Annotated in this window: 17 protein-coding genes; 9 read left to right on the top strand and 8 right to left on the bottom strand. The window is 70.3% G+C overall.

Features of this window, described 5'->3' with window-relative positions; all coding sequences use genetic code 11:
- Positions 1 to 2 precede the first annotated feature (2 nt).
- Genes ACIGHB_RS29925 through ACIGHB_RS29905 form a run of 5 tightly spaced genes read right to left on the bottom strand, consistent with a single transcriptional unit; the run spans position 3 to position 1,642 of the window.
- On the bottom strand, positions 3 to 764 hold the full coding sequence (locus tag ACIGHB_RS29925) for a hypothetical protein (RefSeq protein WP_399917357.1): 762 nt from the start codon (positions 762 to 764) through the stop codon (positions 3 to 5).
- Positions 761 to 1,054, bottom strand: coding sequence for a hypothetical protein (locus ACIGHB_RS29920; RefSeq protein WP_399917355.1), 294 nt, complete (start codon positions 1,052 to 1,054; stop codon positions 761 to 763). Before ACIGHB_RS29920 ends, ACIGHB_RS29925 begins: the two co-directional genes overlap by 4 nt.
- Positions 1,054 to 1,293, bottom strand: a complete 240-nt coding sequence (locus ACIGHB_RS29915) for a hypothetical protein (protein WP_399917353.1) — start codon at positions 1,291 to 1,293, stop codon at positions 1,054 to 1,056. The genes ACIGHB_RS29920 and ACIGHB_RS29915 overlap by 1 nt, the downstream gene beginning before the upstream one ends.
- Positions 1,290 to 1,508 carry a hypothetical protein gene (locus tag ACIGHB_RS29910; protein ID WP_399917352.1) on the bottom strand — a complete coding sequence of 73 codons (219 nt, stop codon included), beginning with the start codon at positions 1,506 to 1,508 and terminating at the stop codon, positions 1,290 to 1,292. The genes ACIGHB_RS29915 and ACIGHB_RS29910 overlap by 4 nt, the downstream gene beginning before the upstream one ends.
- Positions 1,505 to 1,642, bottom strand: a complete 138-nt coding sequence (locus ACIGHB_RS29905) for a hypothetical protein (protein ID WP_399917349.1) — start codon at positions 1,640 to 1,642, stop codon at positions 1,505 to 1,507. Before ACIGHB_RS29905 ends, ACIGHB_RS29910 begins: the two co-directional genes overlap by 4 nt.
- Positions 1,643 to 2,012: 370 nt before the next feature.
- Here ACIGHB_RS29905 and ACIGHB_RS29900 point away from each other — a divergent pair, with 370 nt between their 5' ends.
- The 4 genes from ACIGHB_RS29900 (at position 2,013) to ACIGHB_RS29885 (ending at position 7,801) form a co-directional block, all read left to right on the top strand.
- Entirely contained in the window at positions 2,013 to 2,771 is a 759-nt protein-coding gene (locus tag ACIGHB_RS29900) for a GntR family transcriptional regulator (protein ID WP_399917347.1), read from the top strand.
- Between the two features lie 473 nt (positions 2,772 to 3,244).
- A complete protein-coding gene (locus ACIGHB_RS29895; RefSeq protein ID WP_399917345.1) occupies positions 3,245 to 4,354 on the top strand; it encodes a hypothetical protein in 1,110 nt (369 codons plus the stop codon).
- A 77-nt stretch (positions 4,355 to 4,431) separates the two neighbouring features.
- Complete coding sequence (gene dnaB / locus ACIGHB_RS29890; protein ID WP_399917343.1) at positions 4,432 to 5,874, top strand: replicative DNA helicase; 1,443 nt, start codon at positions 4,432 to 4,434, stop codon at positions 5,872 to 5,874.
- Between the two features lie 697 nt (positions 5,875 to 6,571).
- Positions 6,572 to 7,801 carry an IS110 family transposase gene (locus ACIGHB_RS29885; RefSeq protein ID WP_399917530.1) on the top strand — a complete coding sequence of 410 codons (1,230 nt, stop codon included), beginning with the start codon at positions 6,572 to 6,574 and terminating at the stop codon, positions 7,799 to 7,801.
- A gap of 5 nt (positions 7,802 to 7,806) precedes the next feature.
- Here ACIGHB_RS29885 and ACIGHB_RS29880 read toward each other — a convergent pair whose 3' ends face one another.
- Positions 7,807 to 8,415, bottom strand: coding sequence for a hypothetical protein (locus tag ACIGHB_RS29880; protein ID WP_399917341.1), 609 nt, complete (start codon positions 8,413 to 8,415; stop codon positions 7,807 to 7,809).
- A 228-nt stretch (positions 8,416 to 8,643) separates the two neighbouring features.
- Between ACIGHB_RS29880 and ACIGHB_RS29875 the strand changes: the two genes are divergently transcribed.
- Positions 8,644 to 8,934 (top strand): helix-turn-helix domain-containing protein, encoded by a 291-nt coding sequence (locus tag ACIGHB_RS29875; RefSeq protein WP_399917339.1) that lies wholly within the window; start codon positions 8,644 to 8,646, stop codon positions 8,932 to 8,934.
- A gap of 187 nt (positions 8,935 to 9,121) precedes the next feature.
- Here ACIGHB_RS29875 and ACIGHB_RS29870 read toward each other — a convergent pair whose 3' ends face one another.
- On the bottom strand, positions 9,122 to 9,361 hold the full coding sequence (locus tag ACIGHB_RS29870; protein ID WP_399917337.1) for a hypothetical protein: 240 nt from the start codon (positions 9,359 to 9,361) through the stop codon (positions 9,122 to 9,124).
- 277 nt (positions 9,362 to 9,638) lie between these two features.
- Between ACIGHB_RS29870 and ACIGHB_RS29865 the strand changes: the two genes are divergently transcribed.
- Entirely contained in the window at positions 9,639 to 10,193 is a 555-nt protein-coding gene (locus tag ACIGHB_RS29865) for a DUF6919 domain-containing protein (protein WP_399917335.1), read from the top strand.
- Between the two features lie 6 nt (positions 10,194 to 10,199).
- Entirely contained in the window at positions 10,200 to 11,078 is an 879-nt protein-coding gene (locus ACIGHB_RS29860) for a hypothetical protein (protein ID WP_399917333.1), read from the top strand.
- A 361-nt stretch (positions 11,079 to 11,439) separates the two neighbouring features.
- Here ACIGHB_RS29860 and ACIGHB_RS29855 read toward each other — a convergent pair whose 3' ends face one another.
- Positions 11,440 to 11,709 (bottom strand): DUF6003 family protein, encoded by a 270-nt coding sequence (locus ACIGHB_RS29855; RefSeq protein ID WP_399917331.1) that lies wholly within the window; start codon positions 11,707 to 11,709, stop codon positions 11,440 to 11,442.
- 228 nt (positions 11,710 to 11,937) lie between these two features.
- On the opposite strand from ACIGHB_RS29855, the gene ACIGHB_RS29850 reads away from it, so the two are divergent.
- Together ACIGHB_RS29850 and ACIGHB_RS29845 are read left to right on the top strand one after the other, a co-directional pair.
- Positions 11,938 to 13,776 carry an Hsp70 family protein gene (locus ACIGHB_RS29850; protein ID WP_399917329.1) on the top strand — a complete coding sequence of 613 codons (1,839 nt, stop codon included), beginning with the start codon at positions 11,938 to 11,940 and terminating at the stop codon, positions 13,774 to 13,776.
- A gap of 7 nt (positions 13,777 to 13,783) precedes the next feature.
- The gene (locus ACIGHB_RS29845) at positions 13,784 to 14,512 is read left to right on the top strand and encodes a hypothetical protein (protein ID WP_399917327.1); all 729 of its coding nucleotides are present in this window, start codon (positions 13,784 to 13,786) and stop codon (positions 14,510 to 14,512) included.
- Positions 14,513 to 14,847 lie beyond the last annotated feature (335 nt).

Below are 14,847 nucleotides of genomic sequence, written 5' to 3'. Positions count from 1 at the left end.
GTCTACTCCTCACCGATCGTGAACGTCTTCTTCGCGGGCTTCTGGCCGCGGGCGCGCTGCTTGGCCTCCCTCTCCGGGGCCACGAAGTGCCTGTCAAAGGCGTGCGCGGTCTTGAGGGCGGCAACGCCGAGGGCCTTCGCGGCCTCCGCCCCGACCCGCAAGTGCGCGGCGACCAGGCGGGCGCGCACCCTGCTGGAGGCGCCGAACGTGTACCACTTACCGCGGTAGGTCGACAGGACGCCCTGGACCTCCTCGGCGCGCATCCCGAGGATGAGGTGCAGCTCACGGCCCAGCCGGTTGATCGCCCGGCACAGGGCGACGATGTCCTTGTCCGAGCGCAGCTCGATCCGCTCGATCAGGTAGATCATCCGGTCGCCCTGGTGTCGGTCGCCGGGGCCGGGCGGGGCCGCCGGGCCCCGCCCGCCGCCTCCGCCGTTGCCACCGTTCCCCGCGCCGTTGTAGGTGAGGTGGACCGGCGGCATCATGCCGCCCGCCGCCGCGCCCACCGCGCTGCCGACCGCCGTACCGAGCGTCTCCGCCGCACGCGCCGACCGCGACCGGCCCCCGGCCGGCGAGGCCGGGCCGGGCGGCGACTGCGGCATCGGCGGCGCCTGCTGCGCCCGGCGGGCGCGCGGCATGCTCCGCGCCTCGGGCTCGGCGGGCATCGGACCGCCGGACAGGTCGCTGTCGGTCATCGGACCGCCCGGGAGACCGGAGCCGGCGTCGGAGGCCCAGTCGTACGGGCCGGGAGAGGTCGTGCTCATCGGGTCTCCTCGTCGCTCTCGTCGTGCAGGGTGATCAGGCCGAACCACGCCGGCGTGCTGATGTGGGTGACCTCGATGTCCGGGTCACCGGACGCTTCAACGGCGTCGGCCGCGCGCTCGATCAGCTCGTGCGCCGCCAGGAAACGGGCGGTCGCCACGGCGGCGTAGCAGTCGGCGGGGGTCAGACGGGTCCGGGTCACGAGCCGGACCGCGAGCCTGGCGGCCCGGGCCGCCGTCGCCACGACGGCGACGGCCCGGTCCACCAGGAGCATCCGCTTTTGCCCGTACATCACAGGCTCCAGACGAACGCCAGGACGCTGATCACGCCGGCGCTGCCGGACAGGGTCACGACCGTCAGCAGCGCGCCATCCGGGGTGGTCAGCAGTCCGCCGTCCGCACCACGGGAGAACACCCGCGGCGTGAGGCCGGCCACCGTGTTCGCACCGATCACGCGGTGCGCCTCCGCCTCGCTCAGCACGTTCTCGTACGCGGGCAAGCCGAGGCCCAGGTAGAAGTGGGTGATCTTCACCGGTCGACTCCCGCCTGCTCGTCCGCCTCACGGCGGCTGCGCCGGTACGTCTCCACGGTGTGGCCGGTGATCGCGGCCCCGATCGCCAGCAGGCCGGCAACCCAGACCACCTCCCGCACACCGAGGAAGTACGCGGCGATCTCCGCGGCCAGCGTCACGACCAGCACGACCTTGAGGGCCGTCAGCAGGTACTCCCGCGCCTGACGCTCACTCATCGCGCACCGCCCGCCTGCGCCAGCGCCTCCGCCAGCCGCGCCGCCGACTCCTGCGCCGCGATCAGCGCGTCCTGCGCCGCCTGACGCGCGGCCTCCATCTGCACGACGGCCTGTCGGCGCTCCTCGTCGCTCATCGGGCACCGCCCGCCACGGCCACCGGCCGCCCCTCGCCGTGCGCGCCCACCAGGCGCTCCGTCACAATCGACATGTCGGTCCTCCAGGTCTGCGGATGTGTCCGACAGCGGTCCAGGCGCAGCAACGCCCAGACCACCGCCGATTCGGGCGCAGCAACGCCCGGGTCCCCGGTCCGGCTGGTGCCTCACACCAGCCGGACCGTTGCGTTTACACAGGTCAGCCCGTGCTGTCGCAATAGCCTGCCGTAATGGCTAGCCATTTAAGAATGCCGAGAGATGGATCCGCTGTCAATGGCTAGCCTTTAACTCGTTTTCATGGCTAGCCTTAAGGTGGGCGAGTGAGGTTCATCGAGCAGAGGAGGTGAGGAGCATGCAGGGATACCGCGAGTTGGCAGCTGAGCTACGCCGACGCATCGACTCAGGGGAGTTCGAAGTCGGCAGCACTCTGCCGCGGATCCTTGACCTGATGACCGAGTACGGCCTGGCGAAGCAAACCGTGCGGGACGCGGTGGGGGTACTCGCCGACGAGGGCCTGGTGGTGACGTCCAAGAGGGCCGGCACCATCGTCCGCAATCGCACACCCGTCACGATCCCGCTCAACCGCTACACCCAGGTGCTGGCACCCGGCGGCACTCGAGGTCCTTGGGAGACGGCGACGGCCTCCCAAGGACTCGACGGACACATGCGGCTCATCAAGGTGGAGCGCGTCCCCGCCGAAGCGGACGTCGCCGAACTCTTGGAGCTCCGACCCGGGGATGGCCTCGTCTACAGGCTGCGGCACGCGATCATCCGCCCCGACGACATCGTTCAAGTCCAACACGCCTGGTACCCGCAAGACCTTGCAGAAGCTGCGGGAATCGCGACCGCGGACAAGGTCGTGGGAGGTATCTACGGTGCGCTCGTCGCCGCTGGCCACACGCCCGTGACTGCCAGTGAGACCGTCAGTGCCCGTCCCCCCACGGAGCAAGAGGCGGCTGATCTCCGGATTGGCGGCCGCATCTCGGTGGTCACCGTGGAGCGCGTGACGCGAGACCAGGCTGGACGGCCGATCGAAGTTCTGCGTGCCGTCGCCCCGGCGGATCGGCTGAAGTTCGTCTACGACGACCTCCCACTGGGGCAGGCCCGCTGAGTTCGGAGTGCCTGGGCACCCGGTGATCCGCGGTACGCCAGCATTGGCCAGACAACGCAACAGGCCCCGCTAGATGCGGGGCCTGAGGGGGCCGACTTCGGGGTGGAGCCCGAGCCGGCCAAAGCACACGAGATGAGTGGAGGTGCGCTCTCCTTGAGCGTACGAGATGTACAGCACGACGCGCCACACCGCCCCGTCCCGTCCTCCAGGTCACTGAATGCCGCTACGCCAAGCGGAGGAGGACCGCGGAAGCTCCGACCCATCGACGCGGAGTCTCCCGGGTCGGGGCTGTCACGTTTGAGCGCCTGCAACTCCTTGCGTGGGTGGACCGGCGGATCGGCCACCGGCAAGACGGAATGCGGAGTGTTCGCCGTGATGGACGGAGAAGCGCTCGTGCAGGTTCACTCCCGGACCTTGTGCCGCCTGGCGGCGGCCGGCGCCGTGCGGGGCCTTCGCGTCCAGGGCGGTGCGGCGTGACCAGGGACCTTCTTCAGGAGCCTGGTTCGGCTCGGATCACCGGGCGGGCGCCGGCGCTGCGGCCGTCGGTACCGCTGTACCGCCACATGCTCTACGGCTCCGGCCTGAGCCATCCCTTGGATTTCCTGGTCCTCAACCACATCCACTACATGTGCGAGGACGGCAAGACCTTCTCCGTGGACGAGCTGGTCGAGGTGCTGCGCCGCGAGGGCATCCGGAGCGCGAACGGCAAGGGGCTGATCGGCAGCAAGGCGGTCTACGAGTCGGTCGCGCGGCTGAGGACCGGCGGCTGGCTCCACCGGGCACAGGAGAACGGTGGGAACTTCGGTTCCGTCGAGTACACGTTCTACGAGTTCCCTGCCACGAACCCCCACTGGACCCCTCCGAAAGGGTCCGATTCGAGCGAGAACACCCCGCTTCCCTTGTCAGGAGAAGCGGGTACAACCCTACCTGTAAGTAATCGCATTTCCGCAGGTCAGACCGCTTCTCCTGACAAGGGAAGCGCTGACAAGGCACGCGCTGACAGGCGAACCGGCGGACAGGGCATTTCCGCAGGTCAGACCGCTTCTCCTGACAGGCGAAGCGGAAGGCCATCCCCCCCACACCCCCCGGAGGAGGTAACTACCTCCTCCCCCAACCCCCTCACTGACACCTCGGGTCACAGGCCGGCTGCGCCGGGGGAGGAGGGGGAGGTCTTCGACCCGAGGGAAACGGCAGCCGCTGCCCGGTTCCTCCAGACGCTCCCGCAGCCCTGGAGCATCGGACGGGTGAAGGCGAAAGCTCTGGCTCCGGTGCTGCTGGAGGCGATGTCCGATCAGGGCTGGCCGCGGCTGGCCGAGCTGGACGGCCGGACGCGGGGGCTGCTGGTGCAGCAGCTCACGAAGAACCCCACCGGGGTCCGCAATCACGGTTCGGTGCTGGAGCGGGACCGGGTGCCGAACCTGCCGCTTTACGAGGTCGTGGCCGGAGCCGGGACCGGTATCCCCGCGCAGGGGTCCGTTGGCGTCCCCGGCCCGCCGCCCGCCGTCGATCCCGGCTACAAGCCGGTACCGCCGCCCGCGGACGTCGCGGCGATCCTCGCCGGGCTGCGCAAGCCCACCATCTGACCCGCCCTGCACGCAGCGCGGCCGCCGGAAATCCTCGCCAGGCCCCGGCGGCCGCATGATCCAGTGAAGGACCAGCCATGAGCGTACCCAGCCAGATGACCCCGCCCGAGCCCGACTGGGCCGACGACGACCAGGACCTCCGCCGCTCCTCCCTGGAGCGGATCCCGCCCGGCGGCCGGCCGGACGACCTTTACGCCGAGCAGGCCGTGCTCGGCAGCATGATGCTGTCGGCGGACGCGGTCATCGACGTCCCCGACGTCATGTCGCCGGAGGACCACTACAAGCCCGCCCACCAGACGATCCACCGCGTGATCCTTGACCTCAAAAAGCGCGGGGGCGAGGCCATCGACCCGATTACGGTCGGCGCTGAGCTGCGCAAGCGCGGCGAACTCGACCGCGTCAACGGCGCGTCCTACCTGCACACCCTGGTGCAGTCGGTGCCCACCGCCGCGAACGCCGCCCACTACGCCGAGCACGTACGCGAACAGGCCGTGCTGCGCCGCCTGGTGGAGGCCGGCACCCGGATCGTCGCCATGGGCTACGCCGGGCAGGGCGAGACCGACGAGATCGCCGCCGCGGCCGCCGCCGAGATCGCCGGCGTGGTCGAGACCCGGGGCCGGGACGACGACTTCCTCCTCCCCGCCGACACCCTCGGCGCGACCCTCGACGGCATCGAGGCCGCCGGCGCCCGCGAGGGCATCACGGGCGTGCCCACCGGGTTCGCCGACCTCGACGCTCTCACCCAGGGGTGGCAGCCGGGCCAGGTGATCATCGTGGCCGGGCGCCCCGGCCACGGGAAGTCGACCGTTGCCATGGACTTCGCCCGCGCCTGCACCATGCCGCGCGACAGCGCCAAACAGCCCATCGAAGGCGGCGGGCGGCCCGCCGCGTTCATCACGCTGGAGATGAGCGTCGACGAGCTCAACATGCGCGCACTGTCGGCCGAAGCGCTGGTCAGCCTGCACAACCTGCGCTCCGGCACCCTGGACGACGAGGCGTGGAAGAAGCTCGCCCCGGCCGCCAAGCGCTACGGCGAATCCCAGCTCTACGTCAACGAGGCCGCGCGCTCCCTGCCCGAGATCCAGGCCAAATGCCGCCGCCTCAAGCACCGTGTGCCCGACCTCGCGCTGATCGTCATCGACTACGTCCAGCTCATCACCAGCGGCACCAAGCGCCGCCACGACGTCCGCGAGCAGGAAGTCTCCGACATCAGCCGCTCGATCAAGCTCCTCGCCAAGGAGCTTCACCTGCCGATCGTGCTTCTTGCCCAGCTCAACCGGGGGCCCGAGATGCGTGCCGACAAGATTCCGCAGGTCTCCGACCTGCGCGAGTCCGGCTCGCTGGAGCAGGACGCCGACATCGTGATCCTGCTGCACCGCCCCGACGCGTACGAGGTCGACTGCTCCCGCGCCGGCGAGGTCGACCTCATCGTGGGCAAGCACCGCAACGGGGCCACCGCCCGGATCACTGTGGCGCACCAGCTGTACCTGTCCCGGTTCGTGGACATGGCTCAGTCCTAGGCCAGGAAGGTGTGGGGTCTCACGAACCGTGGCCGAATCTCACGAAAGACGGCCAAGCGGCGGCCATTCGCGAGACTCCGCAGGTCAAGGGCTTGCCGTCGGTGGCTGTCCCGAGGATTTGGCCACGGTCGTGAGACTGGATGGTTGGCCAAGCCGTGAGACAGCGCGACAACCACCAGATCACGGCGCCGACGTTGGCCACGGGCGGCGAGACCCTAATCCGTACTTACGAGCGTTCTGCAGGAGCGGGTGCTTCTCGGAGCGTTCGAGTACCAGACCGTGACATCCGGGTGCAGCCGGGCCCCACGGAGGCCTCAACGTAGATCGGTGCGCGGTCGTGGTGCTCAGGGCGGTGGCGGTCACGCGGGCGCTGGACGGATGTCTTGCGAGACCCAGGCGATCAACGTCTATCTGTAGAACGACGGCGTTCAGCGCCTTCGTGACCGCCACCGCCGTCAACACCTACGACCTTGATCACTCGTTGGTGTTCGTAGTGCGAGCCCGCCGCACGGTGACCGCTTGATACGCCCGAGCCGCCCGAGCTCCCGCATAGACCGAGGCCCGTGGGGTGCGCTGGTGCCATGAACGGCTAGTGAGGTGGCGGCCCGACCGCGCTGCGGCCGAGGCCTGGGATTAGGTCGCTGCGTGGCCCGCATGCGCTCGTGACCAGCGTAAACACCGAACTCTGGGGAGGGGCATTTTGATCTACTGCGGAATCGACTGGGCGGAACGCACCCACGACGTCGCCCTGGTCGACGACACCGGCCAGCTGCTCGCCAAACGGCACATCACCGACGACGCTGCCGGCTACAAGATCCTGCTGGAACTGCTCGCCGAGTGCGGCGACACCGCCGAGACCCCGATCCCGGTCGCGATCGAGACCTCCCGCGGCCTGCTCGTCGAGGTCCTGCGGACCGGCACGCGCAAGGTGTTCGCGATCAACCCGATGGCCGCCGCCCGCTACCGCGACCGGCACAGCGTCTCGCGCAAGAAGTCCGACCCCGGCGACGCCCTCGTCCTGGCCAACATCCTCCGCACCGACATGCACGCCCACCGGCCCCTGCCCGACGACTCCGACCTCGGCCGCGCGATCACCGTCCTGGCCCGCGCTCAGCAGGACTCGTTGTGGAACCGGCAGCAGCTCGCCAACCAGCTCCGGTCCCTGCTGCGCGAGTACTACCCCGCAGCCCTGGCCGCCTTCGCCACCTGGACCAACGGCCTGTGCCGCCCCGAGGCCCGGGAACTGCTCAAGACGGCGCCGACCCCGGCCCAGGCGGCGCGGCTGACCCGCACCCAGATCCAGGCCGGGCTCAAGCGCGCTGGCCGCCAGCGCGGGATCGAGGCCGAGGCCGACCGTCTCCGCGAGGTCTTCCGGGACGAGTGGGCTCACCAGCGGCCGCTGGTCGAGGAGGCGCTCGGCAAGCAGATGCTCGCCCTCCTCATCCAGCTGGACGCCGCCTGCACTGCCGCCGACCAGCTTGCCGAAGCGGTCGAAGAGGCCTTTCCCCAGCACCCGGACGCCGAGGTCCTGCTGAGCTTCCCCGGCCTCGGCATCCAGCTCGCGGCCCGCGTCCTGGCCGAGATCGGTGACGACCGCACCCGCTTCGCCGACGCCCGCGGACTGAAGGCCTACGCCGGCTCCTCACCCATCACCAGGGCTTCGGGCAAGAAGTCCGCCATCACCAGACGCTGGGTGAAGAACGACAGGCTCAACCACGCCGGCTACCTCTGGGCCTTCGCCTCACTACGAGCGTCCACCGGGGCCAACGCCCACTACCGGCGCCGACGCGAACAAGGCGACTGGCACGCGGCCGCCCAGCGCAACCTCTTCAACCGCATGATCGGCCAGCTCTACCACTGCCTCCAGAAGCGCGAGCTCTTCGACGAACAGGCGGCTTTCCCCACCTTGCTAGCCGAAGCGGCTTGAGGCGATCACAGATCGTCTGCACGACCGGTGGCCTGCATGCGCAAGGCTGCGCTGACCTCAGCGAGCAGACGGCGAGCAGCCTCGCGGCCGTCAGGGCGCGGGGCAGGCACCCTCGGGCCAGCAAGATCAAGCCCGGTGAGCGACCGGCCGGGGACAACAGCCCAGTTCCCCCGGTGCACCACTGCGACGTGTCCTTCCACCCGGGCTTGCTTGTCCTGCCAGTCATCAGGCGGTGCCATGAGGACCTGAAGGGCTTGCTCGTCGAGCCACTCCAACCCCAGGACCTGCCGGCCGATCTCGTGCTCGATGAGCGATCGGGTCTCGCCCGTCTCCAGATGGACCAGCAGCAGCTCGCCCTCGAAGAAGTAGCCCCCGTCGTATCGCCCCGTTCCCACGGCGAGCAGCGGGAGCGCGGGATGGAAGGCCATCGCATGCACCGAGAACTGCGAGTGAACGAGGAAGCGGCAGTCGAGATCAGAGGCGTCGTAGATCGCCACAGGAACCGGGACTCTGTATGCCCGCGCACCTGCCGCGGCCAGCAGGCCCAGCCGCTCGCTCTGCACGGCCAGTGCAGGTTCGTCGACCTCGGCGAAGGGGCGGTTGGACTTGGGCATGCAAGTGATCTTTGCAGGCGAGAGGGAGCCATGGAAGGCACCTTCCGCCAGCTCAACTATCGAACGCTGCACCGGCGCCGCTTGACGGCATAGCAACGTGAGGTGTCTACAGAAGGGACCCGCAGGGCAATCCGGCGGCGCTCGTCGCCCGGCGGCCGTGCGGCCTTCCGGCCGACGGAGGTGACCAGCAGTCATGAGCAGAACGCATGACACATGAGAGGGACTCATATGCCCAGCTCAGAGCACCACTTGAGGCTCGCCGTTGCGGCGCTTCTGTACGCCACGGGCGAGACGCAGACCGACCTCGCGCAGGGCCTCGCCCTGACCCAGGGGCAGGTCTCGCGCAAGCAGGCCGGACGGTCGTCCTGGACGCTCGCCGACCTCGACCGCCTCGCCGCCCATTACGGCATCCCCGTACCCGACCTGCTGTGCGGGCCAGACCGGGCCCTGTCCCGGCTCCCCGCCGCCCGCCGCGCCGCCACCCTCGGCGGCACCCAGACCGTGATCACCCCCGGCTGACCCAGGAAGCCCCCTGTGCGCCACCCTGGCGGCTCCGGAGCCCCTGGAGCACCCTCTGGTCACCCTGGGCGCTGATCTCGCCTCAGGGCGCCGCACAGAGCCTCCGGTTCGCGCAGCGCGCCCGCGCGGGCCTGCCGCCCGCACGTCTGTCCACCTGCCCGAAAGGACTTCGCCATGCTCGCCACCGTCATCGCCGTCCTCGGCACCCTCCTCGGGCGCCGTCGTCGCCGGGGCCATCCAGCAGCGCACCGCCCGCACCGGCCGTGACGCCGTGCGCGCCGATGCCCGCCGCGCCCAGGAACTCGGCGCCGTCACCCAGTTCGCTTCCGCCGTCGCCGCGCACCGCCGCGCGATGAACGTTCGCGAGGATCTGCGCCTGTCCGGCACCGACGACCAGGCCGTGGCCGCCGTCCGTTCCGAGTCGCACTCCACCCGCTCCGCGATCGAGGCGTCCCGCGTCCTGGATTCGATCCTCGTCCCGATCCTCGCACCGGCCGCCGAGCGGGCCGCCCGCGCTGCCTACGCCCTGCGCGGCGTGCCGGACACCGCCGCCCTTGACGCCCGGCGCGAGACCGCAATCCAGGCCGCCGACGCGTTCACCGCCGCCGGAGGCGCCTTCGTTCCGCGGGCCGGTCGCGGCCGCGCACCTGTCGCGGCCGGAGCCCGCCTCCTCCCGCTTCCGTCATCTCGCCCCAGGAGCCCGCATGCCGACATCTCCGTGGCGCACCGCGCGATCGATCCCCGACCTCGGCCGGTTCATGGCCCTGTGGCTGGAGGGCCGGGCCCCTCAGTGGCCCGGCTACAGAGCCGAGTTCGGCCACGAGGAACACGCCGATGACGTGCGCCGCCTCGTCGCCCCCCTCGCCGTCGTGAACCGCGCCGGGCTCGTCACCACCCAGAGCCAGCCCGCAGGGGACGGCCCCGGCGCGGACGGTGCGCGCTGGCGCCAGCGCGCCTTCGTCAGCGGCGTCGTACGGGCCCGGTCTCCGCTGCTGGCCCGCCTGCCCGTGCTGGAGCGCGAGGGCCTGGTGGTGGTCGTCGGCCGCCCGCCCCGGCCCGTCGTCCTGACCGACCGGGACGGGCGGCCCACGCTGGTACTCGACACCCGGCGGCCAGGCCGCGACCAGCTCGCCCGGGAGTGGGCGGGAACGGGCCGGCGCGCCCTGCGGGAGCTGCGCCGCGGCACGGCCGTGCACGTCGTCGACCCGGTGTGGGGTCGGAATGACCGCCTGTGGCCTGCGCTGGCCCTCCTTGCCTGATTCCCGGTGGTCGTACGGCGAAGGGCGGCGCCCCCTGAGAGGTGCCGCCCTTCGCCGTATGGGCTCCGTCCGGGCTGGGACTGGACGGCCCGCGCCGCCGACGCCTTCGGCCGGGCCTGGCACCTCGCCGACCGCTACCCGTACCGGGGCACCGAGTTCGATTCCTCCTTCGTGGGGATCTTCAGGGTCGACGCCGCGGACCTGTTCAGCGCCGCGCCCGACCTGGTCAACCCGGCGTGGGCGGAGGCGACGGGCCAGCAGCTCCAGGACATGGTTCCCAGCTACGACTTCCACCGGCTGGAGCAGCTTCCGCAGGTCCTCGTCGAGGCGGCCAGGGAGAGCGGAGCGCTGCCCGCCGTACGGGACGGGCAGATGCGCACCGCGCGGGTCTGCGGCCTGCGCGCATGGCTCCACGGCTACCGCCGGGACCAGGCCGGCAGCCTGATCCCGGTGGACGCCGTCCGCTGGGACGGCGGCGTCCATCACGCCCTGTCCGTCACCGACGACAGCACGGACGCCGAACTCGCGGCCGCGGCCCGCCGGGCCGAACAGGATGCCGCCGCCCGCGGGATCAAACTCATCGGCGCCAGCCGGTGGGTGGAACAGCTCCGCGCGGCGCGCCGCACCGCCGTACGCGAGCAGCTCGCCGGCCTGCGCGACGAGATCGCGGCCCTGGAGGACAGGCTGAAGCCGGCCCGCAAGCGGCGCACCGTGCTCGTCACCCGGATCCTGGGCTGGGACGGCGAGCGGGACACGGACACCGCCCTCGGCCGGGATGCCGGCCTGTCCCACACCGCCGTCCGCACCCTGCGCACCGCCCTGGAAGCCGACCAGGAGGACCGCGGCGGGGAGGAAGGCGGCCCGCTGGCCGGCCTGTTCAGGTGACCCGGCCCCCGCAGGGCCGGCACCGTTCCCGCAGCACGGACAGGGCGGACCGCCGGGGTTCGTGAAGCCGTACGGCGCCCGCAGTCATTCGACCTGACTGCGGGCGCCGCGGGTTCGAGGGTATGACCCGGGACGGAGCTGCGGCCGGCTGGGGGCTCTTCTCTCCGCGGGCGCGAAAGGCGTGGGAGGCCCTGAGCAGCTGCCCAGCGCCACCCACGCTCAACCTGTCCGGGTTACCTCCCGGGGTCCCGCTGCTGAAGTGCTGAGAAGTGGGCTGGCCAGGGCTCGTAAGCTCCGACACGCAGGTTTTATGAACGGTTTCTCGCACCGGCATGACGGTCAGGCGTGCAAATAGCTGGGTCTATCCGGCCCCAAGGATTCCTCTTACGGTATTTCGGGAATGCCCTGAGAGTTTGGCGATTCTGGCTTCGCTTATTCCGTCTGCGCGGGCCTTCCTGATCAACTCGTCCCTTGATTCAACGGTCTTCCGGTAAGCGATGAGCTGACCTTCGATATCTCCAGGCTCCTCACAGTGGGGCTCCTCGGTCTTTCTTGTTGATAGGGAGGGGGCAGGTGCGACTACCGAGAGGTCGCTGCCTGGGCTGGGTGGATCCGGCCTTGCGTCGTCCACTGATGCTTCTCTTCGCGACGGGCCAGCTGTTCAGAAGTGAGCAGTGCAATTCTGAACAGCCCGGCATATTGAATGCTTTGTGGAGGGTTCCCGTTAGGCTATTGGGGTGAGGTGGGGGGGCAGTTTGGCGATTTCGGGAATCTGGCGGGACTCTACAGCCGAGCAGCCCCAAGTGCACGGGCCGCCCCTGGTCCCGCTGTACAGCGGGGCCTCTTTCGAGGAGGGCATTTGTTCGACCACCCCCGCATCGTTGTCGGCGTTGATTTCGGCACCTACGGATCCGGCGCCGCGACCTTGAATAAGTCGAAAGCGAACGACGAGGATCCCGACAGGAAGCCCACCGTCCTCAATTCCTGGCCGGGCCAGCCGGTGGCCTCTCCGAAGAACCTCACCGCCCTGCTGATCGGATCAGATCGGCAAGTCCTCTCCTGGGGCTACGAAGCCCGGCGGCGCGCCCAGACCCAAGTGCCTGTTCCGGACGGCCCGCGGTACTTCTCCGCCTTCAAGATGGGCCTCATGGCCCGCCCCAGCAGCGACCAGCCGGAGAGCTCCGCACCGACGCCGGCCGACGATGAGGATGCCGAAGGATCCACACCGCCCCCGGGCGAAGGCGCCGAGGTAGCGGTCGCCTGTCATCAGCCACCCGTCCACCTCCACCACCTGCCTGAACGGGAACAGGCCGAGGCCCTGATCGAGGCGTACCTGCGCCGCCTGGTCGAAGCCGTCATCGAGGAAGTCCAGAACGCCGGCTACAGCGCCTCCGTCATCCGGTGGTGCCTCACGGTTCCCGCGATCTGGACCGACGAGCAGAAGCAGACCATGCGGGAACTGGCGATCAAGGCCGGCATGCCGGCCGAGGAAGGCCGCCTCATCCTCGCCCTGGAACCCGAAGCCGCCGCCCACTACGCCCGCACCTGCGGTGTCAACGTCGCCGGTCGAGACGGCGCCCCCGACACCGACCTGACCACGCCGGGCTGCCGGTTCGTGGTGGCCGACTGCGGAGGCGGCACCGCCGACCTGACCGCCTACGAGATCGAGGCCGACGGCCGGATGGCCGAAGCCGCACTCCCGACCGGCGGACCGCACGGCTCCGACGCCATCAACCGGGCGTTCCGCGACAGGCTCCTGGTCGACCGATACGGCAAGACCGAGATCATCGAAGAGCTCGCCGAGCACCTTCCCGAAGCCCTGCTCGACATCATGGAGACCTGGGAGCGAGCCAAGCTCGACTTCCGCCCTGGCGACTCAGACCCCATCTACATCCCCATCCCCGCTGCGATCGACCGCCGCCTTGGAGCCCCAGCGCGCAAGCGGCTCTCCCGCAAGCAGGACGGCGTCAGCAACGCCATCGTGGTCACCGCCGCCGAGACGGTCGAGCTCTTCGACACCGTTGTGCCGGACATCCTTGACCTCATCGACGGCCAGCTCAAGCAGCTGGAGAACGTCGGGGCCCCCGACGCCCCTCAGCCGGTCGTGCTGCTCGTCGGCGGCTTCTCCGCCTCCCGCTACCTCCAGCACGCCGTGCGTGAGCACGTAGGCGCCCGTGCCCAGGTCCTCGTCCCTCCCGACCCCGGCGCCGCTGTCCTCTTCGGCGCCGCACAGTTCGCCTACGAACCCCGCACCCGAGCACGCCGCAGCCGCCTGACCTACGGCGTCCATGTGAATCGGCGCTTCCGCGAGGGAATCGACCCCGAGTCGACACGCTTCATCACGAGCGATGGCGTCACGCGGTGCAACGCGCGGTTCGCCCGGATGGTCACCCGGGGTGACCTCATCGACACCGAGACCGAAGTCAGCGACGTCTTCAGGCCGACGGAGCCCACCACCCAAGAGCTGACGCTGGACCTCTACTCGTCCCGCGACGCCAACCCCACCTATGTCACCGACGAGGGATGCCAGAAGATCGGATCGATCGATATCGACCTGGCCAAAGTCATGGCCTTCGCCCACAAGGACCGAGACGTGACGCTCTACCTCCGCTTCGGCGAGACGCAGCTCCGCGCCCGCGCCGTCGTGAACAAGAGCGGGGAAGAGGCCGCAACCACCGTCCGCTTCCTCCCGGCCTAGGAGCGCCATGACTGTCCCCGCCCCCGGGAACCCCGACTTCAGCGACGACCTGCCCGTCTTCTATGAAACCTCTGGACGATGGCTCAGGGGAACAGCTGTCTCGGCGCCGGCTTCCCTCGACCTCGTCAACGGACTGAGCCGCCGGCTCACCCTCCTCGAACGCGACTACAAGCTGCTCCACAAGGAGCACGAACGGCTCCAGACCCGGGTCGCCGAACTTGAGAGTCACCTCGCCCCCGCAGCACCCCCCTGCCCCCAACAGCCGCGACAGGGCAACAACGTCCACCACCTCATCGCCCGCGAGTTCGTCGTCCTCGTCGAGCAACGCGTGCAGAGCCTCGCCCGAGCGGCGTCCAGGAATCCTTCCCAGGACTCGCCCGAGGAGCTGCATCACCGCATCGGAGCCGTCTGCCGAGCCCTGTTCGGCCAAGACGCCCCTCGCACCGAAACCGTCCTGGCTGCGCTGCATCGCAGCCCGCTCGACCGGCTTGCCCCCACCGCAGCCCGTCTGTGTGAGAGGGGGCTGGAACTGCGCCACCAAGCTGAAACCTCCGGACTCCCCACGGCCTGGGACTTCGAGTTCGCGACAGGAACCCCCCTGGACGACACCTGGCAGGAGCCCTGGCTGGGCTGCGTGAACCACCTACCCGGACTGTTCGTCGTCGCACCCGCCTACCTCGTGGCCGAACAGGTATACGTCAGACAGCGGCTGCACACAGGCCACCGACGGCTCTGAACCTCACCGCCCCCGCGGCCCCTGCCTCGGCAGGGACCGCGGGGGCGGAACCGCCGGTGGCTTGGCCCCGCCGTGCCAGGCGCGGCCGCCCGCGCCCGTGGTAGGCCTGGTGGCAGACAGGGCTCCTGGCCGGTGCGCTCACCGCCCTCGTCCTTGTCGTCTTACGGCCGCTCTGACCCCCGCCCAGAACCGGACAGGGCAAGGGAAGCAGTCGGCCAGTGCAGCCGGGCCTAGGATGCGCGGGTGAGGGCGGCGCCCCCCCCCCCCCGCCCCCCCCGGGCCCCCCCCCCCCCCCCCCCCCCCCCCGCCCCCCCCCCCCCCCCCCCCCCCCCCCG

The organism is Streptomyces sp. NPDC085460 (genome assembly GCF_044541975.1).
Lineage (GTDB): Bacteria > Actinomycetota > Actinomycetes > Streptomycetales > Streptomycetaceae > Streptomyces.
The sequence above is the reverse complement of the archived record's forward strand: the minus strand, read 5'-3'. Positions and strand labels throughout refer to the sequence as shown.